Genomic DNA, 20,748 nt, shown 5'->3' with positions numbered 1-20,748 from the left:
AAAAATGCGCAGGATGACGTCCGATGCGGCATGGACTACCGCGAGCACCCTGCCCCCGACGACCTGCGCCGTCATGTCCAGTGCCTCTGGTGGCTGCGGGACGAAGCCCCAGGCCATGAGGTGCAGGTCATCTATCCCGATGGCCGGTGCGAGTTGCTGGCGGAACTTGGCGTGCCGCTGCATCTGCACGGGGCAGATGGCCGGATCCGTTCCGATCTGCCGTTCTGTTTCGCCGCACAGCAATGCGGCCCGATCCGCCTGCGGGCCGTCGGCCCGGTGTTCTGCATCGGCGTGCGGCTGCAGCCGGCCGCAAGCGCCTTGATCGCCGGTGCCCGCCTGCCCGGCCTTCGCGACCAGGCACCGGACCTGTACACGCTGGATGCATCCTTTGCTGAGACCTTCAGTGCGGCCGCACGCGCCAGCGCGGCAAGCAGTACGCCCGAGCCGTTATGGCAGGTGCTGCAGGAATGTTGTGCCAGTTTCACCCTGGACGAGCGCATCGAACAGGCCGTTGCGGAGCTGGATGCAGCGGAAGGCACTCTGCGCATCGCCGAACTGGCACGGCGGCTTGGCATGTCCCTGCGTGGCTTGCAGTCGCGTTTTCTGGCGGCCGTGGGCATGACCCCGAAAGAATATGCCCGGGTTTGCAGGCTTCAGGCTCTGTTGCACACGCTGGATGGAGAAGCCACCAGCATCGCCTCCGCTGCGGCGCGCCACGGTTACAGCGACCAGGCCCATGCCACGCATGATCTGGTGCGCTGGACCGGCGTCACGCCCGGCCGACTGGCCAACGCGCTGCGAGACGATCGCGGTAGCGACAATGCGCTGCGGCTGGCCGCCGCCTTCGTGCGCGGAACCAGCGACGGCCCCTTACTGTAAGCCCCCTACCCCATGTCGCCCTATAGAAACCGGTGCATAACATACACATCAACCAACCCCAGCGTCCGATGCCGGAACGCCGCCGGTAGCGTCCCGACCACGGCGAAGCCCAGCTTCCGGTACAGCTCGACCGCAGGCGCATTGGTACTGACCACGTAGTTGAACTGCATGGCCAGGAAGCCCTCCGACCTGGCCTGAACCAGGCTATGCTGCACCAGCGCCCGCCCGACGCCACGCCCTTGCGCCAGCGGATCGACCACGTAGGTGGCACTGGCCACGTGCGCGCCTAGGTCCGGGTAGTTGGCGCCCATCTTGTACATTCCGGCCACGCGCCCTTCCAGCACGGCCACAAAGGCCGCCTGCACTCCGAACCAATGGTCCCGAAAGGTGCCGGCCTCGAAGGTGCCGGCGAACGGAAGCGCATCTTCCGTCGCAATGGCGGCCTGAAGGATCACCCACATGGCGTCGAAGTCACCGTCGGTGGCAGCTCGGATTTCCATGCGATTCCTCGCGGATCGGCGTAGCGGGCAAGGCGGACACTAGCAGAATCCAGCAAGTGCCCCGCACCCGCTTCACGCGCCACCGCCATCGGTTCGGCAATAGTTGAGTGAATTCCGGTCCTTAGAGCAGTACATGCCCCCTACTTCCGCGCGCATCCCACACCGGCTCCGCCGATGGCGCGTCGCTGGCTACATCCTGCTGGGCATGTACGTTCTCTACCTGCTGGCCGGCAACATCTTCCTCAACACCCCGCTGTTCGACCAGGTCACCAACCGCAAGCCGCACAAGTTCGTGATGACGACCGGCCCAGCCATCACGCTGCTGCCTGGCCACGTCATTGCCTGGAACGTGCATATGCGCGGCCACGTCAACCATACCGTCTACGTACTGCATGCCGAGCGTGCCAGCGCCCGCCTGGCGGTCCTGCCCCTGTTTAGCCGCGAAGTGCGGGTTCCCCGATTGCAGGCCACAGGCGTGTCGGCCGAGATCAGTCGCGTCGAGGACGCCATTCCGTCACCGCCGCGTAGCGACCAGGGCTGGACCCTGCGTTTCGACGCCATCCACAGCGACAGCATTCGCAGTGCCCGGCTCGGCAAGCTGCTGATCATCGGCAGGGGCCGCGGCACGGTCGGGTTCCTCAAGCAGCTGCGCGGCGGCCCGTCCGAACTGTTCGATTCCGAGGTCTCGTTCAGCAAGGCAGACACCAGCTATGACGGCGTGCAGCTGCTGGGCGACATGGATCTGACCGCGCGCTTCAGCTATCCGCGGCACTATCGCGACCAGGCGCCCGGCCTGGCCAAGTTGAAACTGCTGCATGCGCAGCTTGAGGTGGATGCGCGCAGCCAGGGCCTGCGCATGGATACGGATGCCACATCGCCGAAGCTCTCCAGCGCGCCGGTGGCCGGACGCCTGCAGCTAGCGCTCCACCTGATCGACGGCCAGCTGCAACCCGGTGACCACGCGCTCTGGCAGGTGCCGCTCTTCCTCGGCGATGGCGCGCCCAATCGCGGCGTGCTGGCCCTGCAGCTCAATGTAGCCAACGACCTGCGCCTGCAGGCACGCCTGCCGCCACGCCCGGATTCGGCCGCTGGCATCGATGCCGACCTGCTCATCACCGGGCGCGAGATTCCGTTCCAGCACCCTGCCCAGCTGCTGGAACGCAGCTCCGGTACAGTGCGTGGCGAATGGGCCTTCACCTCGCTCAACTGGATCCCTGCCCTGTTCGTGCGCAAGCCGTGGCTGCAGCTCGACGGCGGCGGCACCCTGAAGGCCGATCTGCGCCTGCGCAATGGCGAACTGATCGAAGGCAGCACCGTGGACATTCCCTCCGCCGCGGCGGTGGCCGAAGTGGCCGGCGTGCGTCTGGCCGGCACCGCCAGCGCGCATGGCGAGCTGAAGGCCGGCACCCCCAACCAGGCACAGCTGGCGATCCGGCTGCCCCGCTTCACCGCGCGCCCCAGCGATGCGAAGGATGTGCGGCTGTTCGACGGTCGCGACCTGGCCGTGGACCTCACCGGCGATGGCCGCCTGCAGGAACTGCGCAAGGGCGTTCGCGCACGGTTGCGTTTCAGCGAGGCGACCATCCCTGACCTGGCCGCCTACAACCGCTACCTTGGCTCTCAACAGGTGCGCCTGCTGCGTGGCACCGGCAGCCTCAGCGGCGACGCCACGCTCGACACCGATGGCCGCGTCGGCCACGGCACCGCGCGCCTGCAGGGGCGCAACGCCAGTGCGAAGGTTGCAGGCCTGGACATGGGCGGCGATGTCGACGTGAACGCGACGCTTCGCCGTGGGGACTTCAACCAGCGCCACTTCGATCTGTCCGGCACCACCGTGGAGCTGCGCAATGTGCAGGTGGCGGGCACCGATTCCAGCAGCGCGTGGAAAGGCCGTGCTGTGTTCAAGCGGGGCCGCATCGACGCGCAGTCCCCGTTCCAGGTGGACGCTACCACCGATCTGACCCTGAGCGATGCACGCCCCCTGCTGGCCGTGTTCGCCAAGCGCACCGACTACCCGCGCTGGACGCTGTCGCTGCTCGACTCCGGCCAGGTCGATGCACAGGCCACGTTGCGCTGGCGCCCGGGTCATCTGCTGATCGACGGCCTGCGGGCCGAGAATGATCGCCTGGCGGTACGTGCGCGGCTGGATCTTCTGGAGCAGCGCAAGCGTGGCGATCTCTACCTGCGCTGGGGACTGCTGGGCGCGGGCATCGAGCTTGATGGCGAACAGCGCCAGTGGCATCTGGCCAAGGCGCGGGAATGGTTCGACCAGCGCCCTTCGCTGTTGCCAGCTGGCGGAAGTGGAAGCGCTGCGGGTTCTTCAGATTGATCGCCCCGGGATGCATCCATTGGCCGCTTCCGTTCGTATGAGCGGGTAAACGCAGGATGGAGCAGCACGGAATGAAGCGGCGTTCACAGGTTATGGGTCTTCTGGGATGGGGCGTGGTCACTTTTGCGGCGGCGGCAGTCGGCGCGTGGGCATCGGCCTCCGCCGCCAGCTTCTACGCCACCCTCGCCCTGCCTGCCTGGGCACCGCCTGCCAGCGTGTTTGGCCCGGTGTGGAGCCTGCTCTACGCCATGATGGCCATTGCTGCGTGGCTGGTCTGGCGCGAACGCGGCTGGCGCAACGCGCAACCGGCCCTGGTGCTCTATCTGGTGCAGCTGGCCGTCAATGCCCTCTGGAGCTGGCTGTTCTTCGGCTGGAAGCTGGGCGCGCTGGCCTTCGTCGACATCCTGATACTTATCGCGCTGGTGTGCGCAACGATCGTTGCATTCGCCCGCCTCCATCGCGGTGCGGCGGCGATGCTGCTGCCTTACCTGGCCTGGATATCGTTCGCCTCGGCGCTGAACTTCGCGGTGTGGCGCGCCAATCCCGGGGTGCTGTGACCCCGTATCAGTGCTCTCAGGCCTGTGCGACGCGCTGCGGCTGCCATGCACGCAGCAACGCCGGCTTGAACGCCTGTTGGCCACAACCTGTGGGGCATCGCACCACGCGCGCGGCGGTGTGGCTGACCAGCCCTTGCCCTTCCTCCGCCTTGAACACCGTTTCGCAGCACAGACAGCGCGCAACCAGCGAGTACAGGTGGAGCAGGCGCCCACTGGCCGGATCCTGCAGGGCATCCACATCCAGCAGCTCAAACTGGCAGCTGTCGGCAAGCATGCGGTATGGCATTGAAGGCAAGGTCTGCAGGTTCACGGGGCGCGGTCACTCAGGAATGTGCGTTCACCTTAGGCAAGTCGGTGTCGAGTGCGCGTGCAGCGCACCTGTACCTTTCGCGAAACATGCAAGTGCTGTTGGAATGTCCAGATGAAGAATTCAGGTTTGAATGAAACGTTCTTCACACGCACGTACCGGTATGCGAATGCACGATTTTGCGTCACCATCCGTGCATGCCGGATGCAACGCTGGGCCATTCCAGCCATCCACGAATCATGAGTCCCGCCTTTGATGCCTTCTGCCGAGTCCACGCACGACACTGCCTTGTCCAGTTGCGCGCGCGAACCGATCCACACCCCCGGCGCGATCCAGCCCTACGGCGTGCTTCTGGTCGTTGAACCGCAGTCCCTGCGGGTGCGCGAGCGCGCCGTCAGTCATCCCGGCCTGCTGCAGCAGTTCGGCGAACCGTTGATGCAGCATGTCAGCGAGGTACTGGGCGGCGTGCTGGCGCCCTTCCAGGCGCTGTTCCAGCAGGCCACGGTGGGCAGCAGCGCGCATGTCGGCGCCGTGCACCTGGATGGCCACGGCCGCCATCAATTGTTGGTGCATCGCTCCGCCACCGATCTGCTGATCGAGCTGGAGGCGCCGGTTCCCGGCCAGCCTGGTTCGCTGGAAGAATTGTATCCGTCGATCCGCGAACTGATGACCGGCATCGAATCGGCTACCACCGTGGAAGATCTGTGCCAGCTGGCGGCCGCGCACATGCGCCGGCTGACCGGCTTCGATCGCACCCTGGTCTACCAGTTCGATCCCGGCTGGAACGGCATCGTGGTCGCCGAAGATGGCAACGGCCTGTTGCCGTCCTACCTGGACCTGCGCTTCCCCGAGTCGGACATTCCTGCGCAGGCCCGCGAGCTGTACCGCCGCAATCGGGTGCGCCTGATCGCGGACAACAGCTATACCCCTACCCCGCTGATGCGGGCCGAGGACCATCGCGACGCGCCGGCTACCGACCTGAGCCTGGCCGTGCTGCGCAGCGTTTCGCCCGTGCACCTGCAATACATGCGCAACATGGGCACCGGCGCATCGATGTCGGTGTCGCTGGTGCACGAGGGCCAACTGTGGGGCCTGGTGTCCTGCCACACGGTGCAGCCACGCCGCCTGCCCTACCACGTGCGCACTGCCTGCGAGTTCATGGGCCAGATCCTGTCACTGCAGATCGCCCTGAAGGAGCGTGCACGCGCCATCGAAGAGCGCGTGGCGCGCCGCTCGGTGCTGGTCAAGCTGCTGGCACGCATGGCCGGCGACGAGGATTTCATGGCTGCGCTGCGCCACGATGAAGCCAGCCTGCTGTCGCTGACCGGCGCTGCCGGTGCGGCCATCGTGCACAGGGGCGACTGCATGCGCGTGGGTGAGTGCCCACCCGCCAGCGACGTGCTGGCCCTGGCTGATTGGCTGGCTACCCAGCAGACCGGGCAGGAAACGTACTGCAGTGACCATCTGGCAGCCAACTGGGCGCCCGGCGCGCGCCTGTCCGACGTGGCCAGCGGCGTACTGGCGGTATCCATTTCGCAGCTGCACGACAGCTATCTGATGTGGTTCCGCCCGGAAGTGGTGCGCACCGTGCGTTGGGGTGGCGACCCACGCAAAGCGGCGGCGCCCGGCGTGGCACTGTCCCCGCGCAGTTCATTCGAAGCCTGGAAAGAGACCGTACAGCAACGCAGCCTGCCGTGGACCGACGCCGACTGCGATGCCGCACACGAAATGCGCACCGCCATCGTCGATATCGTGCTGCGCAAGGCCGAGGAAATGGCCGAGCTCAACGAGCAGCTGATCCGCAGCAACAAGGAACTCGAAGCGTTTTCCTATTCGGTCAGCCACGACCTGCGCGCCGTTCCGCCACATCGTCGGTTACTCGGAGCTGCTGGGCAGCTCGGCCGGCGAACGCCTCAACGATACCGAGCGCCGCTTCCTGGATACGATCGTGGAGTCGGCCAAATCCGCTGGGACACTGGTGGACGATCTGCTGAGCTTCTCGCAGATGGGCCGTTCCACGCTCGGCCGGGTACGGCTGGATATGGCGGCACTGGCCGAAGATGTGCACCGGAGCCTGGCTTTGGACTACGCCGGACGCGATGTGCAATGGACGCTGGCGCCGCTGCCGGAGGTGGAGGCCGATCCCACGATGTTGCGTCTGGTCTGGCAGAACCTGCTGGCCAACGCGATCAAGTTCACCCGCGAGCGCGAGCAGGCCGTTATCGAGGTCGGTCACGAGCGCAACGTCGACGAAGACCACTTTTTCGTGCGTGACAACGGCTGCGGCTTCGACATGCGCTACGTGGACAAGCTGTTCGGTGTGTTCCAGCGCCTGCATCACGTCGAAGAATTCGAAGGCACCGGCATCGGCCTGGCCAATGTACGCCGCATCATCGGCCGCCATGGCGGCCGTACCTGGGCCGAGGGCGAGCCCGGCAAGGGCGCCACGATTCATTTCACCCTACCCCGTTCCACAGGAGATCTCCCATGAGGGACCTGCGGCCGATCCTCCTGGTGGAGGACAGCCCCAAGGATGCCGAGCTGACGCTGGCCGCGTTGTCGCGCTGCCAGTTGCTGAACGATGTCATCCATGTACGCGATGGTGCCGAGGCGCTGGATTACCTGCGCTGCGAAGGCAAGTTCGCCGGCGCCATGCACGGCGGCCCGGTGGTGGTGCTGCTGGACCTGAAGCTGCCCAAGGTGAACGGCCTGGAAGTGTTGGAACAGGTGCGTGGTGACCCACAGCTGAGCAGCACCCCGGTGGTGATGCTGACCTCGTCGCGCGAAGAACAGGATCTCGTGCGCAGTTACGAACTGGGCGTGAACGCATTCGTGGTCAAGCCAGTGGACTTCAAGGAGTTCTTCGACGCTATCCAGGGGCTGGGCATGTTCTGGGGCATCACCAACCAACCCCCGCCGTATCGGCCCAACGGCTCGGGGCAGCACAATGCGTGATGGATCGCGCCGCAGCGAGCGCCTGCGCATCCTCATGCTGGAGGACAGCGCGCTTGATGCGGAGCTGATCAGCGCACAGCTGCAGCGTGCCGGCCTCGATTTCGAGGCCGAGCGCCTGTGGACCCGCAATGCCTTCATCGAGGCAATTGAGAATCGCGCCTTCGATGTGATCCTGGCCGATCATGTGCTGCCCGGATTCGACGGCGACGCTGCACTGGCGCTGGCGCGCGAGCGGATTCCGCAAACGCCCTTCATCTTCGTCTCCGGCACGCTTACCGAGGAGTTGGCCGTGCAGGCCCTGACCCGCGGCGCGCGCGACTACGTGGTCAAGCAGCGCCTGCAGCGCCTGCCGGATGCGATCCGTCGTGCGCGGCAGGAGGCCCATGAACGCACCCAGCTTGTGCAGGCGCAGGCCGCACTGAATGACAGCCAGGCGCAGTTGCAGCAGGTAACCGATGCCGTCCCTGCGCTGATCGCCCAGCTCGACACGGCGCATCGCTACCGCTTCGCGAACAAGGCGTTCCTGGACTGGCACGGCGTCAGCCTGGCCGAACTGCTGGGTCGCGCGGCACGGGATGTCAGCGGCATTTCCGCCTTCGAGCACGCCCTGCCCAGCCTGGAGCGGGTACTGCAGGGCGAGCGCACCAGCTTCCAGGTCGAACTGGTCCACCGCAGCGGCGAATCACGATTCGTGCAGATGGACTGCGTACCGGAACATGCGGCCGATGGCAGCGTGGTCGGCTACATCTGCATGGGCAGCGATGTTTCACTGTTGAAGCAGGCCGAACTGGCGCTGCGCGAGGACAACCAGGTTCTCGAGCGACAGGTGCAGGCACGCACCGCCGAGTTGCGGGCCAGCAAGCGGCGCCTGCAGGCGATCTTCGAATCCAGCTTCCAGCATCAGGTGCTGCTGGATCTGTCCGGACGCGTGGTTGATGCCAATGACGCGTCACTGGCCGCGGTGCTTGCGGACAAGAAGGACACTGTTGGCGCGCTTCGGCGAATCGCTCTGGTTTGCCACAACCGATGGCATCAGTGCGCTGATCGAACAGGCCGTCGCTGCAGCCGTACAGGGCCGCAGTTCGCTGCATGCACTGGAACTGGAACTCCCGACCGGGCGGCGCAGCTTCGACTTCTCGTTCCGCCCGCTGCTGGATACCGAAGGCGTGGTCACCGCCGTGGTCTCCGAGGCGGTGGAAACCACCGCGCGGCTGCAGGCAGAACACGCGCTGCGCCAGTCACAGAAGATCGAGGCGGTCGGCCAGCTCACCGGCGGCATCGCCCATGATTTCAACAACATCCTGACGGTCATCTCCGGCAACGTCGAGCACGCCATGCTGCTCAACGAACGCGCCGGAGAACCCGGGGCAATGGTCAGCCGTGCACTGGACAATGCACTGAAAGGCGTCGGCCGTGCCGCCAGCCTGACCCAGCGCCTGCTGGCATTTGCCCGTCGCCAGCCGCTGCACAGCCAGGCCGCCAACCTCAACGAACGCCTGCTGGACATGCACGACATGCTGCAGCGTGCACTGGGTGAGCTGGTGCAGCTGGAGATCCGCAATGCCGAGGACATCTGGTGCGTGGAGATCGACATCAGCCAGCTGGAGGCCTCCGTACTGAACCTGGCGGTCAATGCCCGCGATGCGATGCCGCATGGCGGCCGGCTGGTGATCGAAGTCGACAACAGCCATCTCGACCACGACTACGCCGCCCTGTTTCCCGATGCAGCGCCTGGCGAGTACGTGATGCTGCGGGTTCGCGACAATGGCCACGGCATGGACGCGGCGACCCTGGCGCGCGTGTTCGAGCCGTTCTTCACCACCAAGCAGGTTGGCCGCGGCACCGGGCTTGGCCTGTCCATGGTGCATGGCTTCGTCAAGCAGTCCGGTGGCCACGTGCTGATCGACTCGGTGGAAGGCGGCGGCACCAGCATCACCATGATGTTCCCGCGCTCTCCGCTGGCCCTGCCCTGCGAAGCACGCACCCCACAGACCGGCCTGGCGGGTTACTCACCGCGCGAGGAAACCATTCTGGTCGCCGAGGACAATGACGATGTCCGCGCCCACACGGTGGATGCGCTGCGGCTGCTCGGTTACCGCGTGCTGGAAGCCCACGACGGCCCCTCCGCGCTGCGGCTGCTGGAGCGCCCCGACACCAAGGTGGATCTGTTGTTCTCGGACGTGGTGATGCCCGGCATGTCGGGGTGGGAACTGGTGCACGAAGTCCGTGAACGCTGGCCGGAAGTCGCCGTCCTGTTCACGTCGGGCTATCCACGTGACCACGACCAGGTGGGCAGCCAGGGACGCGCGGTTTCATTGCTGCCAAAGCCGTTTACCCGCAGTGATCTTGCAGCGGCGGTACGCACCGCGCTGGGGGCGACGCACTGAGGTCAGGACGCCGGATCACGCATGCCAGCGGCGATCCGGTTGATGTCTGCGCACTCCACCGTGGCCGGCGGATGCTCCCTGCCGGCCAACGCAATCATCGCCTGGCCCAGGGCCAGATTGCTGGTCATCAACGAAGGCGCAATCGCACCGGCCAGCTTCATCAACGGCGCGCCGCCCCAGTACAACGGCTTCAACAGGGCATGACGGGTGCCGGTTCCCGCGACCGGCCTGACGCCACCCGGGCGCAGCATCACCGAGCGCATCGGCAGGGCCTGCAAAGCAACTTCGGTCTCGCCCTTGACCCTCAGCGGCATCAGCCGGCTCTGAGGGTCCGCACCCGCACCGGATACATACAGAAAGCATCCCTCGGGATTCGCGGCCACCCAGGCACGGGCTACCGCCAGTGTGGTGTCCACGGTAACGCGTCGGTACTCGGCCTCGGCGGTGCCGACCGGTGGCGCTCCGGCGCAGTAGAGGCATGCATCGAACCCGGCAAGCTCCTCCACCCGCTCCTGGATACGCAGAAAGTCCGGGACAATCAGTTCGCTGCCGGTGCCGCTCAGACTGCCTGGGTGACGAACCAGCGCGGTCAGGCGGGAGACCTGCGGTGAGCGCTGGCAGGCCAGCACCACACCCTGCCCGACCAGGCCTGCGGCACCGGTCAACAGAATCCGTAGTGCACCTGTCCCGACCATCATCGCACCCGCCTCACAGTTTCACGAAACGCTGGATCTTCCGCGCCAGCCAACCGCTGAACACCAACGGCGCATCCAACGCAGACACGCAGATGCACGGCACACCCGGCGCGGTCACCGGCTGGTGCTCCACCTCCTCGTCCAGATCCGCCACGTCACCCGGCGCGAACAGCCCCAGCGCGTCGTTGTAGGAACCGCGCAGGATCTGAGTCAGCTCGCTGCGGCCATGGCTGTGCATGGGCAGGCACTTGCCGGGGGCGATCTTCAGCATGATCAGCGAGGGCATCTGCTCGGCCCGGATGCAGTGCACCCCCGGCGCCATCCAACGCCAGCGCAGGTCACCCAGCGAGGTGCCAAAGTAGGGATGCAATGATACCGGCAGATGATCGGGATCGGCCTCGGGCCGCTCCTTCGGCATAGGACGCAGGGATTCCGCCATGGCCATCGGCGTTTCCGTGGCCAGCTGCATCAGCATGGCCTCGCGCAACTGTTCGCGCCGCGTGTCGGTTGCAGGCGGCTGGGTCTGCTCCAGCAGTACCGAACCGATCGCCTCAGCATCGCGCAGGCGCTGACGGCAATGCGGGCACTGCTCCAGATGGGCACCGGCCACGATGCTCAACGGCGACGACAGCGCACCCGCGGCATAGCTCATCAGCGTGGATTCGTGCAGGTGGTGGTGCGGATTCACAGCACACCTCCCACTTTCGCCTGCAGTTGCAGGAAGGCACGGCGCAAATGCGATTTGACCGTCCCCAGCGGCATGCCCAGCGCTTCGGCGATCTCGCTGTGGCTCTTGGCCTCGAAATAGGACATCCGCACCAGCCGCGCCTGCACCGCAGGCAGCTCGTTGATGCGCTGGCGCAGACGCGCCTGGTCGGCGAACTGCTCGGCGCTGCTGCGCTCGATCACATCCAGCGTCGCCGCGTCCTCCACCGCCGCCTGCACCTGCATCCAGCTGCGCTCACGGCGCACTCGATCGATATGCAGGTTGCGGGCGATGCGATACAACCACGTACTCAGCGCCCCCTGTGCCGGATCGAAATCGGCGGCCCGCAGCCATAGGCGCAACAGGCATTCCTGCGCCAGCTCTTCGGCTACGGCATCGGGTGCGCCCAGGCCGCGCAGGTACACGCACAGCCGCGGCATGAAGTAGTCGTAGATCCGCATGAAACACTCGCGGTCGCGCAGCCGCGCCACGCCGTCCATGTCACCGGCCCAGTTCGTCGGCTCGCTGCTCGGCTGCTGGGAACTGGACACGGTGCGTGCGCTATCGAAGTTGAGGAGTGTGCTGGCGGCGTCAGGGTACATCTGCGTTCGCGGCGGGCGGGTGAAGGTCTGTCCTCTGTACGTGCAGGGGCAGCCATTGGATGCAGTCGGCACTGCGCATCCAACCGGGCGCCCCCACCGTATGACCTGAGAGACCTACCCTTCCGGATGAACACCATGCGCACTGCCTGGCTGCTGCTGTGCCTGCCCCATGCCGCGCTGGCGGCACCCTGGCTGCGAAGTGAGGGTGTGGCCACCTCCGCGCAGGGCGACATCCTCTACCGTGAAGTGCACTGGCGGCGCGAGGCAACGGAGGGTGCCGAACGCTGGGTGCTGTACCAGTGCCCGGATGGCCAGCCCTTCGCCCGCAAGCATCTGCCCGCCAGCGCCCGCCCGCAGGCACGGGGCTATTCGCTGCAGGACCGCCGCAGCGGCCAGACCGCCGAAGTCGACGCCACTGGCGACTCGGTGTCGATTGCCTGGAAGGAAGATGCCGCCAGCCAGCCGCATCAGCGCCGGCTTGAACTGCCGCCGGACGCGGTGATCGATGCAGGGTTCGACGCGGCGGTGCGCCTGCACTGGCCGGCGCTGCTGCGCGGCGAACGCATCAGCCTGCCCTTCCTGGTGCCGGGGCGGCAGCGCTACTTCCCGGTGCAGGTGCGGCGCATCGGTCCGGTACGTTGGCAGGGTATTGATGCCCAGTCGATCGACGTCAGTCTGGACACCTGGTTCGGCAGCATCGCCCCGCGTCTGTCACTGGTCTATGCCAGCACCGACCGCCGCCTGCTGGAATTCCGCGGTACCAGCAACCTGCGCGATGCACGCGGCACTTATCCGCAGGTGACGGTGCGCTTCAGCTCGCCTGCTGCCGAGCAGACTGCCGCGGAATGGCAGCAGGCCTGGACGCATCCTCTGGTCGACCGCTGCGCCGTGACGCCCAGGTGAAGTCGAGATTCTTCGCGTGGCAGCGCATCCATTGCACGCGCTGCTGCGTACAGGTAGACACGACACCCGCCGAGATCCCCCAATGGCCTCTGTAGCGCCCCTCCCCCGTCGACGCTCGCGCCTGCTGCGTACGCTGCAGCGCTGGATCGACACCGGCAACGTCGCAGAGACCACCGACGAACAGCCCGGCCGCATCGACTGGTTGCGCGCCGTGCCATTCGCACTGATGCACCTGGCCTGCATCGCTGTGCTCTGGGTCGGAATCTCATGGACAGCGGTGATCGTCGCCGCAGTGCTCTATGCGGTGCGCATGTTCGCCATCACGGCGTTCTATCACCGCTATTTCTCGCACCGGACCTTCCAGGCATCGCGAACGGTGCAGTTCGTGTTCGCTGTCATCGGCGCCTCCAGCGTGCAGCGTGGGCCGCTTTGGTGGGCCGCCCATCATCGCCATCACCATCGGCATGCCGACCAGCCGCTGGATCCGCACTCGCCACGCGAGGGCGGCTTCTGGCGCAGCCACATGGGTTGGTTCCTGACCCGCGAGGCGTTCGCCACCGATCTGTCACGGGTACCGGACCTGGCGCGCTTCCCCGAACTGCGCTGGCTGGACCGTTTCGATACGGCCGTACCGGTACTGCTGGCCGCAGCGCTGTATGCATTGGGCGCCGGGTTGGAGCGCTGGGCACCGGGCCTGCACACCTCCGGCCCACAGCTGCTGGTGTGGGGCTTCTTCATCTCCACCATCGTGCTGTTCCATGCCACGGTCACCATCAATTCGCTGGCGCATCGATTCGGCCGCCGCCGCTTCGATACACGCGATGACAGCCGCAACAACCTGTGGCTGGCGCTGCTCACCTTCGGCGAAGGCTGGCACAACAACCACCACTTCTTCCCTGGCACTGTCCGCCAGGGCTTCCGCTGGTGGGAAGTGGATTTGACCTGGTACGGACTGCGCGCGATGGCGGCGCTGGGCCTGGTCAAAGGTCTCAAGCCCATCCCCGAGTGGGTCCTGGCCAAGGCGAGGTATTGACATGCGCATCGCCGTCATCGGCTCGGGTATCGCGGGGCTGGCCAGTGCCTGGTGGCTCGATGGCCAGCACGACGTCACACTGTTCGAGGCCAACGACTACCTCGGTGGCCATACCCACACGCACGACGTGCAGGTGGATGGCACACGCATGGCGGTGGATACCGGGTTCATCGTGTTCAATCCCCAGCACTATCCGCTGCTGACCGCGCTCTTCGACGAGCTGGGTGTGGCTTCGCAGCCGACCACGATGAGTTTCTCGATGCACAGCGAGCGCAGCGGCGTGGAGTACAACGCCACCTCGCTGGATGGCCTGTTCTGCCAGCGCCGCAACCTGGTGTCACCTCGATTCTGGGGCATGCTGGCCGACCTGCGCCGGTTCTATCGGGATGCGCCGTTGCTGCTGGCCGAGGAAGACGGCCCCACGCTCGGCGAGTACCTGCGCAGCCAGCGCTATGGCGAGGCCTTCATCGACGAGCACCTGCTGCCGATGGCCTCGGCACTGTGGTCCTCACCGACCGCCACCGTGCAGGACTTCCCGGCGCGCTATCTGGCCCAGTTCATGGCCAACCACCAGATGCTGCAGATGAGCGGGCGCGCCGTGGCGGGTGGTGAGCGGCGGATCGGCACGCTATGTCGATGCCCTGCGCGCCCGCTGGCGGGTGCATGAGCGGCTGGAGTGCCCGGTGCAGTCGGTCGAGCGCATGCGCTGGGGCGCGCGTGCACAGCGCGGCCGGCGTGGAAGGCTTCGATGAGGTCATCCTGGCCTGCCACAGCGACCAGGCCCTGGCGCTGCTGCGCGACGCCGACCCCATCGAGCGCGACGTGCTCGGCGCCATCCGCTATCAAACCAATGAAGCGGTGCTGCACACCGATGCGTCATTGCTGCCGCGCAACCGCAAGGCGTGGGCGGCATGGAACGCGCACGTGCCAGAGGATCGCGCCGCGCCCTGCACGGTCAGCTACTGCATGAACCTGCTGCAGGGCCTGCCCGGCGATACGCCCCTGGTGGTTACCCTCAACCGCAGCGAGGCAATCGATCCGGCCAAAGTACTGCGTACGCTGCGCTACGCCCACCCGGTGCACGACCATGCCGCAGTGCGCGCAACAGCGCTGGGCGGAACTGCAGGGCCGTCGCCATACGTGGTTCGCAGGCGCCTATTGGGGCTGGGGCTTCCATGAGGATGGCATCCGCAGCGCCCGCCGCGTGGTCGATGCCCTGCAGGCCTGCGCTCCACATCGGCTGGCATCCGCCTCGGATGAGGTGGCGGCATGAGTGCCAGCGCGCTCTACATCGGGCAGGTGATGCATCGCCGGCATCATCCGCACCCGCATGCCTTCCGTTACCCCATCGCCCAGCTGCTGCTCGATCTGGACGAACTCGATACGGTGTTCGCCGGGCGATGGTTGTGGTCAGTCAATCGCCGCAACCTGGCCGAGTTCCGCCGCAGCGACTACTTCGGCGATCCCGCACGGCCCCTGGCCGATGCCATCCGCGATCACGCCGCCCACACTCTTGGCTACCGGCCGACCGGCCCGGTGCGCCTGCTCACCCATCTTCGCTTTGCCGGGCACGTGTTCAACCCGGTCAGTTTCTACTACTGCTACCAGGCCGACGGCAGCACGCTGGACTGCATTGTCGCCGAGATCACCAACACGCCCTGGAAGGAACGGCACGCCTATGTGCTGCCGGTCGCTACCGCCACGCACGAAGGCAGCTCACTGCGTTGGCAGTTCGACAAGTGCTTCCATGTCTCGCCGTTCATGCCGATGGACTGCGGCTACGACTGGCGATTCAACCGCCCCGACCAGGACCTGCGCGTGCACATGCAGGTCTGGCGGGACGGCGTGCGCCAGTTTGATGCCACCCAGGCCATGCAGCGGCGTGCCTTGGATGGCCGCGGGCTGGCCCGGGTCCTGGCCTGCTATCCCCTGATGACCACCCAGGTGGTGGCCGCCATTCACTGGCACGCACTGCGGCTGTGGTTGAAACGCAACCCGGTGCACGACCACCCCACTCTTTCCGAGAAACCGCGATGAACTCGATGACTCCCTGGGTTGCCCTGCCGCGCCCCGGCGCCTTGGACGCGTTCCTGCGCCGCCGCCTGCTGGCCCAGCTGGCCCCGATGCGCGACGGTCGGCTGTGCGTGCGCGATGCACTCGGCGAAGTCTGGCTGGGCGATGCCCGTGGTGAACTGCATGTCACCGTCACCATCGATGACCCGGCGTTCTATCGCAAGGTTGCTGCGCAAGGCAGTGTGGGCGCAGGTGAAAGCTACATCCAGGGCGAGTGGCACTGCGATGATCTGGTGGCACTGATCCGGCTGCTGGTGCGCAATCGCGATCTGCTCGACGGCATGGAGCGTGGCCCGGCCCGCTTGGGTGGGGGGATGCTGCGGGTCTGGAACCGCCTGCGCCGCAACAGCCGTGAAGGCAGCCGCCGCAATATCGCCGCGCACTATGACCTGGGCAACGACTTCTTTGCCCTGTTTCTGTCGCCTGACCTGATGTACTCGTCGGCGATGTTCGACAACGAATCCGAGTCATTGGAATCCGCCTCGCGGCGCAAGCTGGACCGCATCTGCCAGCAGCTGCAGCTCAAGCCAGGCGACCGCGTGGTGGAGATCGGCACCGGCTGGGGCGGTTTCGCGGTACACGCCGCCCAGCACTATGGCTGCCATGTGACCACCACCACCATCTCCGCGGAACAGCATGCGCTGGCCGCCCAGCGCGTAGAGGCGGCGGGCCTGCAGGATCAGGTCACGCTGCTGATGCAGGACTACCGCGACCTGCAGGGCCAGTTCGACAAGCTGGTCTCGATCGAGATGATCGAAGCGATCGGCGCCGAGTACCTGGACACCTACATGGCTACGCTGCAACGCCTGCTCAAGCCGGATGGCGTTGCCCTGCTGCAGGCCATCACCATCGAGGACCATCGCTACGAACAGGCCCGGCGCAGCGTCGACTACATCAAGCGCTATGTATTCCCGGGCAGCTTCATCCCATCGATCAACGCGATCATGGCCGCCAAGACCCGATCCAGCGACCTGCAGCTGATCGCCCAGCAGGACTTCGGCCACTCCTACGCACTGACCCTGCGCGCCTGGCGCCAGCGCTTCCTGGCCCAGCTGCCTGCGGTGCAGGCGCAGGGCTTTGATGCGCGCTTCTGCCGGTTGTGGGAGTTCTATCTGGCCTATTGCGAGGGCGGCTTCCTGGAACGTTCGATCGGCGTCTCGCATCTGCTGCTGGCCCGTGCGGACCACCGGCCCGTCCTCGCTGCGGGCGACAGCCGCTGACATGCGGCGGTTCTGGGCCAATCTGCTTGGCAACCAGCTGGTCTGGCTGTGTGCCGTGGCCGGCGCAGGGCGAGGCTGGCAGTGGCCGGCGCTGCTGGCCGCAACGATCTATATCGGCAGCCAGCTGCTGACTTCACCGCACCCTCGACTGGACCTTCGGCTGATGCTGCTGGCGCTGGCCTGCGCGTGGCTGGTCGACGCCAGTGCCGCCGCCAGCGGCGCCGTGCGCTACGCTGCTGCCCCGCTGGGCTGGACTCCACCCCTTTGGATCATGGCGTTGTGGGCCGCGTTTGCGATGACGCTGACCACGTCGATGCGCTTCCTGCTGCGCCATCCTGCCCTGCCAGCCCTGTTCGGCCTGTTGCTGGCCCCGCTGGCGTATCTCTCCGCAGCGCGGTTTCGAGGCGGTCCGTTTCACTGCGCCGCTGTGGCAGGGCCTGCTGGTGCTGGGTGTGGGCTGGAGCATCGCGCTTTCGCTGCTGTGCATGGCCGCTCGTCGCGGCTCCCGCACCCTCCCGCCGCCATTGGCAGGAGCACCGTCATGATCAATCTGTTGTGGGTCCTGCTGTATGCCGTACTTGTGATGAGCTGGGGTTGGGCCTGGCAGCGCCGCCACCGCAACATCGGCGTGGTCGATGTGCTCTGGGCCAAGGGCGTGGGCGCATCAGCCCTGTTGCTGGCATGGCTCGGCGATGGTGCGGCGGCGCCACGGATGGCGCTCGGCGTGCTCGGTGGCCTGTGGGGCAGTCGACTCGCCTTGCACCTGTGGCACCGGGTCGGCCACGAACAGGAAGACGGCCGCTACCGTTATCTGCGCGAGCACTGGCAAGGGCATCAGGGCAGGATCTTCGGCTTCTTCATGGCCCAGGCGCTGCTGGTCGTGCTGTTCGCCCTGCCCTTCGTCGCGGTGGCTGACAATCCGCAGACAAGCACGACGTTGTGGATCGTGGCCGCCGCACTCGTCTGGCTGCTGAGCGTCGGCGGCGAGAGCCTGGCCGACCATCAACTGGCCCGGTTCCGCGCGAATCCAGCGAACAAGGGCCGCACCTGCCGCGAGGGGCTCTGGCGTTACTCCCGCCACCCCAATTACTTCTTCGAGTGGCTGCACTGGTTCAGCTATGTCCTGCTCGCGGTCGGCTCGCCACTGTGGTGGCTGGCCTGGGCCGGCCCGCTGCTGATGTACGTGTTCCTGCGCTATCTCAGCGGCATTCCCTTCACTGAAAAGCAAGCGCTGCGCAGCCGAGGCGCCGACTACCGCGCCTACCAGCGCACTACATCGATGTTCTTTCCCTGGTTCTCCCGTTCTTCCAAGGAGCATTCCGCATGAGCGCGATCCCTTCACTGAATCCGGCCGAAGATGCGGAAACCGGGCTGATCGCCTGGGCCGAACGTGGGCTGGTGCCCGATGCGGCGCTGCGTGCGGGCATCCGCCGCTTGTCGCGCGACGCCTGCATGAGGAAAGCGAAGGCGGCATCGAAGGCCAATCGGCACGCTTCAGCCAGCGCATCACCGAGCTGGCCGACAGCCCACTCGCGCTGCATACCGAAGCGGCCAACCGCCAGCACTACGAAGTTCCCGCGGCATTCTTCCAGGCCTGCCTGGGCAAGCGGCTGAAGTACAGCAGCTGCTACTACGCCACCGGGCGCGAAACGCTGGACCAGGCCGAGGACGCCATGTTGGAACTGTACGGCCAGCGCGCCGGACTGGCCGATGGCCAGCAGATACTTGAGCTGGGCTGCGGCTGGGGCTCATTGACCCTGTGGATGGCAGAACGTTACCCGCAGGCGCATATCACCGCCGTCTCCAACTCGCACAGCCAGCGCCAGTACATCATGGCGCAGTGCGAGGCGCGCGGCCTGGGCAACGTCGAGGTGATGACCCGCGACGTCAACCAGCTTGACCTGCCGACGGCCCGGTTCGACCGCTGCGTCTCGGTGGAGATGTTCGAGCACGTACGCAACTACCAGCGCCTGCTGGCAGGCATCGCACGGTGGCTGAAACCGGACGGTGCACTGTTCGTGCACATCTTCGCCCATCGCACACTGATGTATCCGTTCGAGACAGACGGCGGCGACAACTGGATGGGTCGCCACTTCTTTACCGGCGGACTGATGCCGGCGGCCGACACGCTGCTGCATTTCCAGCGCGACTTGCGCCTGGAGCAACGCTGGCTGCTGGACGGCACCCATTACCAGCGCACGGCCGACCACTGGCTGGCCAACCAGGATGCAGCCCGCGAGCAGGTGATGCCGGTGTTGATCGCCACCTATGGCCAGGTTGCAGCGAAGGTCTGGTGGCAGCGCTGGCGGATGTTCTGGATGGCATGCGCCGAGCTGTTCGGCTACGACGACGGCCAGCAGTGGCTGGTGGCCCACTATCTGTTCCGACCCCGCTGAGGTGCCCGATGCGCATGTTTCCGCTGCTTCCCCTGATCGCGGTCGGCCTGTTCGGTTCCGGCTGCAGTTCCAGCGACACCCGCCCGTTGCCGCGTCCACCGTCGGTGGATGTGCCGCGCTTCATGGGCGACTGGTACGTGATCGCGCATATCCCGTCGCGCCCTGAGCGCGAAGCCTTCGACGCCGTGGAGAGCTATGCCCTGCGCCCCGATGGACGCATCCAGACCACCTTCACGTACCGCAAAGGCAGCTTCGAAGCGCCACAGAAGTCCATGCACCCCATCGGCCGTGTCGAGAAGGAAGGCAACGGCGCGGTCTGGGGCATGCAGTTCATCTGGCCGATCCAGGCTGAGTACGTGATCGCCTGGCTCGATGAAAGCTACCGCCAGACCATCGTGGCACGAAGCAAGCGCGATTACGTCTGGTACATGGCCCGCACCCCGCAGGTGTCGGACAGTGACTACCAGCAGGCGGTCGAGCGGATTGCGGCCATGGGTTACGACACCCGCAAGCTGAGGCGGGTGCCGCAATCGGTGCGATGACGCGGCACCTTCTGCCCGGGTCGATCGTCCTGGAGCATCAGTCGATCATCAATCATTGCAACGTGGTGCACTCGCGACGCGCCCTGCAGATACGATGCTGGGCAGGCCAGCAAGGCCGGAACGGATACACGATCGATGAACAGCCCCGCGGACGATGCCATCACAACCTCCTGGAATGGATTCGAAGTCCGGCAGATCCTTCCGTGCGACCTCGACCTCATCTGCGCTCACCGAGAAGCGATGTTCCGTGAAAGCGGCCGGAGCGAAGAGATCCTTCAGCAGATGGCGGCCCCGTTCCGTACCTGGCTCGAACCGCGCCTGGTGTCAGGCGACTACTTCGGCCATGTCCTTTCCGACAATGGACAACCCATCGCAGGCATTGGCCTGATGCTGATCGACTGGCCGCCCCACCCCGCCCATCCAGAGCAGGACACGCGCGGCTACGTACTCAATGTCTACGTGGAGCCCGGCTATCGGCGTCGCGGCATCGCCCGCCAACTGATGAAACTGGCCGACCATGCATTCGCCGGACGAGCGGTGGCCTACGCGGTGCTGCACGCTACCACCCAAGGGAAACCACTGTATGCGGATCTCGGATGGGCTGCGACCAGCGAAATGGCCCGCGACCTGCGCAGCGCGAGCGAAGTACCCCGAAGCGCTTGAT

Annotated in this window: 16 protein-coding genes and 5 pseudogenes; 16 read left to right on the top strand and 5 right to left on the bottom strand. The window is 66.1% G+C overall.

The genetic code is table 11. The features are described from left to right. The first annotated feature begins 30 nt into the window (after positions 1-30). A complete protein-coding gene (locus tag ACZK2V_RS10835; RefSeq protein ID WP_486323269.1) occupies positions 31-879 on the top strand; it encodes a helix-turn-helix domain-containing protein in 849 nt (282 codons plus the stop codon). A 20-nt stretch (positions 880-899) separates the two neighbouring features. On the opposite strand, the gene ACZK2V_RS10830 is transcribed toward ACZK2V_RS10835, so the two are convergent. Continuing rightward, a complete protein-coding gene (locus tag ACZK2V_RS10830; protein WP_486323268.1) occupies positions 900-1,379 on the bottom strand; it encodes an N-acetyltransferase family protein in 480 nt (159 codons plus the stop codon). Positions 1,380-1,512: 133 nt separating this feature from the next. On the opposite strand from ACZK2V_RS10830, the gene ACZK2V_RS10825 reads away from it, so the two are divergent. Then, complete coding sequence (locus ACZK2V_RS10825; RefSeq protein WP_486323267.1) at positions 1,513-3,708, top strand: AsmA family protein; 2,196 nt, start codon at positions 1,513-1,515, stop codon at positions 3,706-3,708. 71 nt (positions 3,709-3,779) lie between these two features. After that, positions 3,780-4,265, top strand: a complete 486-nt coding sequence (locus ACZK2V_RS10820) for a TspO/MBR family protein (protein WP_486323266.1) — start codon at positions 3,780-3,782, stop codon at positions 4,263-4,265. Positions 4,266-4,281: 16 nt separating this feature from the next. Here ACZK2V_RS10820 and ACZK2V_RS10815 read toward each other — a convergent pair whose 3' ends face one another. Further along, positions 4,282-4,575, bottom strand: a complete 294-nt coding sequence (locus ACZK2V_RS10815; protein WP_486323265.1) for a hypothetical protein — start codon at positions 4,573-4,575, stop codon at positions 4,282-4,284. Between the two features lie 252 nt (positions 4,576-4,827). Between ACZK2V_RS10815 and ACZK2V_RS10810 the strand changes: the two are divergent. The 3 genes and pseudogenes from ACZK2V_RS10810 (at position 4,828) to ACZK2V_RS10800 (ending at position 9,914) form a co-directional block, all read left to right on the top strand. Then, positions 4,828-7,063, top strand: a pseudogene (locus ACZK2V_RS10810) (ATP-binding protein). Next, positions 7,060-7,527 (top strand): response regulator, encoded by a 468-nt coding sequence (locus ACZK2V_RS10805; protein WP_049399316.1) that lies wholly within the window; start codon positions 7,060-7,062, stop codon positions 7,525-7,527. Before ACZK2V_RS10810 ends, ACZK2V_RS10805 begins: the two are co-directional and overlap by 4 nt. Next, a pseudogene (locus ACZK2V_RS10800) lies at positions 7,520-9,914 on the top strand (response regulator). The gene ACZK2V_RS10805 and the pseudogene ACZK2V_RS10800 overlap by 8 nt, the downstream one beginning before the upstream one ends. A gap of 2 nt (positions 9,915-9,916) precedes the next feature. Here ACZK2V_RS10800 and ACZK2V_RS10795 read toward each other — a convergent pair. From ACZK2V_RS10795 to ACZK2V_RS10785, 3 genes are read right to left on the bottom strand one after another with little or no spacing between them, the layout of a single operon-like run. Beyond that, entirely contained in the window at positions 9,917-10,609 is a 693-nt protein-coding gene (locus ACZK2V_RS10795; RefSeq protein WP_071227441.1) for a Rossmann-fold NAD(P)-binding domain-containing protein, read from the bottom strand. Positions 10,610-10,622: 13 nt separating this feature from the next. Continuing rightward, on the bottom strand, positions 10,623-11,297 hold the full coding sequence (locus tag ACZK2V_RS10790) for a ChrR family anti-sigma-E factor (RefSeq protein WP_459001176.1): 675 nt from the start codon (positions 11,295-11,297) through the stop codon (positions 10,623-10,625). Continuing rightward, on the bottom strand, positions 11,294-11,917 hold the full coding sequence (locus ACZK2V_RS10785) for a sigma-70 family RNA polymerase sigma factor (RefSeq protein ID WP_277778750.1): 624 nt from the start codon (positions 11,915-11,917) through the stop codon (positions 11,294-11,296). The genes ACZK2V_RS10790 and ACZK2V_RS10785 overlap by 4 nt, the downstream gene beginning before the upstream one ends. 135 nt (positions 11,918-12,052) lie before the next feature. Between ACZK2V_RS10785 and ACZK2V_RS10780 the strand changes: the two genes are divergently transcribed. The 10 genes and pseudogenes from ACZK2V_RS10780 to ACZK2V_RS10735 all read left to right on the top strand — a co-directional run bounded on the left by ACZK2V_RS10780 (position 12,053) and on the right by ACZK2V_RS10735 (position 20,747). Further along, positions 12,053-12,820, top strand: a complete 768-nt coding sequence (locus ACZK2V_RS10780) for a hypothetical protein (RefSeq protein WP_486323264.1) — start codon at positions 12,053-12,055, stop codon at positions 12,818-12,820. Positions 12,821-12,902: 82 nt separating this feature from the next. Then, positions 12,903-13,853, top strand: a complete 951-nt coding sequence (locus tag ACZK2V_RS10775) for an acyl-CoA desaturase (RefSeq protein ID WP_459001180.1) — start codon at positions 12,903-12,905, stop codon at positions 13,851-13,853. 1 nt (position 13,854) lies between these two features. Beyond that, a pseudogene (locus ACZK2V_RS10770) lies at positions 13,855-15,126 on the top strand (NAD(P)/FAD-dependent oxidoreductase). Further along, positions 15,123-15,890, top strand: a complete 768-nt coding sequence (locus tag ACZK2V_RS10765; RefSeq protein ID WP_486323263.1) for a DUF1365 domain-containing protein — start codon at positions 15,123-15,125, stop codon at positions 15,888-15,890. The pseudogene ACZK2V_RS10770 and the gene ACZK2V_RS10765 overlap by 4 nt, the downstream one beginning before the upstream one ends. Then, positions 15,887-17,146: a class I SAM-dependent methyltransferase gene (locus ACZK2V_RS10760; protein ID WP_486323262.1), complete on the top strand. Its 1,260-nt coding sequence runs from the start codon at positions 15,887-15,889 to the stop codon at positions 17,144-17,146. The genes ACZK2V_RS10765 and ACZK2V_RS10760 overlap by 4 nt, the downstream gene beginning before the upstream one ends. A gap of 1 nt (position 17,147) precedes the next feature. Then, positions 17,148-17,691 (top strand): annotated as a pseudogene (locus tag ACZK2V_RS10755) (DUF2878 domain-containing protein). Beyond that, the gene (locus tag ACZK2V_RS10750) at positions 17,688-18,473 is read left to right on the top strand and encodes a DUF1295 domain-containing protein (protein WP_486323261.1); all 786 of its coding nucleotides are present in this window, start codon (positions 17,688-17,690) and stop codon (positions 18,471-18,473) included. The pseudogene ACZK2V_RS10755 and the gene ACZK2V_RS10750 overlap by 4 nt, the downstream one beginning before the upstream one ends. Beyond that, positions 18,470-19,542, top strand: a pseudogene (locus ACZK2V_RS10745) (SAM-dependent methyltransferase). Before ACZK2V_RS10750 ends, ACZK2V_RS10745 begins: the two are co-directional and overlap by 4 nt. An 8-nt stretch (positions 19,543-19,550) precedes the next feature. Then, positions 19,551-20,084, top strand: coding sequence for a lipocalin family protein (locus ACZK2V_RS10740; RefSeq protein WP_049421983.1), 534 nt, complete (start codon positions 19,551-19,553; stop codon positions 20,082-20,084). Positions 20,085-20,219: 135 nt separating this feature from the next. Continuing rightward, complete coding sequence (locus tag ACZK2V_RS10735; protein ID WP_032127338.1) at positions 20,220-20,747, top strand: GNAT family N-acetyltransferase; 528 nt, start codon at positions 20,220-20,222, stop codon at positions 20,745-20,747. Position 20,748 lies beyond the last annotated feature (1 nt).

The organism is Stenotrophomonas sp. 93052_Sma (assembly GCF_056481145.1).
This window is presented reverse-complemented; position numbering and strand designations above follow the sequence as displayed.

What these genes read in the sequence shown, in the direction of transcription:
- ACZK2V_RS10835 (WP_486323269.1), top strand. Translation starts at nt 31, where the DNA reads ATGGACTACCGCGAGCACCCTGCCCCCGACGACCTGCGCCGTCATGTC.
- ACZK2V_RS10830 (WP_486323268.1), bottom strand. Translation starts at nt 1,379, where the DNA reads ATGGAAATCCGAGCTGCCACCGACGGTGACTTCGACGCCATGTGGGTG.
- ACZK2V_RS10825 (WP_486323267.1), top strand. Translation starts at nt 1,513, where the DNA reads ATGCCCCCTACTTCCGCGCGCATCCCACACCGGCTCCGCCGATGGCGC.
- ACZK2V_RS10820 (WP_486323266.1), top strand. Translation starts at nt 3,780, where the DNA reads ATGAAGCGGCGTTCACAGGTTATGGGTCTTCTGGGATGGGGCGTGGTC.
- ACZK2V_RS10805 (WP_049399316.1), top strand. Translation starts at nt 7,060, where the DNA reads ATGAGGGACCTGCGGCCGATCCTCCTGGTGGAGGACAGCCCCAAGGAT.
- ACZK2V_RS10795 (WP_071227441.1), bottom strand. Translation starts at nt 10,609, where the DNA reads ATGGTCGGGACAGGTGCACTACGGATTCTGTTGACCGGTGCCGCAGGC.
- ACZK2V_RS10785 (WP_277778750.1), bottom strand. Translation starts at nt 11,917, where the DNA reads ATGTACCCTGACGCCGCCAGCACACTCCTCAACTTCGATAGCGCACGC.
- ACZK2V_RS10780 (WP_486323264.1), top strand. Translation starts at nt 12,053, where the DNA reads ATGCGCACTGCCTGGCTGCTGCTGTGCCTGCCCCATGCCGCGCTGGCG.
- ACZK2V_RS10775 (WP_459001180.1), top strand. Translation starts at nt 12,903, where the DNA reads ATGGCCTCTGTAGCGCCCCTCCCCCGTCGACGCTCGCGCCTGCTGCGT.
- ACZK2V_RS10765 (WP_486323263.1), top strand. Translation starts at nt 15,123, where the DNA reads ATGAGTGCCAGCGCGCTCTACATCGGGCAGGTGATGCATCGCCGGCAT.
- ACZK2V_RS10760 (WP_486323262.1), top strand. Translation starts at nt 15,887, where the DNA reads ATGAACTCGATGACTCCCTGGGTTGCCCTGCCGCGCCCCGGCGCCTTG.
- ACZK2V_RS10750 (WP_486323261.1), top strand. Translation starts at nt 17,688, where the DNA reads ATGATCAATCTGTTGTGGGTCCTGCTGTATGCCGTACTTGTGATGAGC.
- ACZK2V_RS10740 (WP_049421983.1), top strand. Translation starts at nt 19,551, where the DNA reads ATGCGCATGTTTCCGCTGCTTCCCCTGATCGCGGTCGGCCTGTTCGGT.
- ACZK2V_RS10735 (WP_032127338.1), top strand. Translation starts at nt 20,220, where the DNA reads ATGAACAGCCCCGCGGACGATGCCATCACAACCTCCTGGAATGGATTC.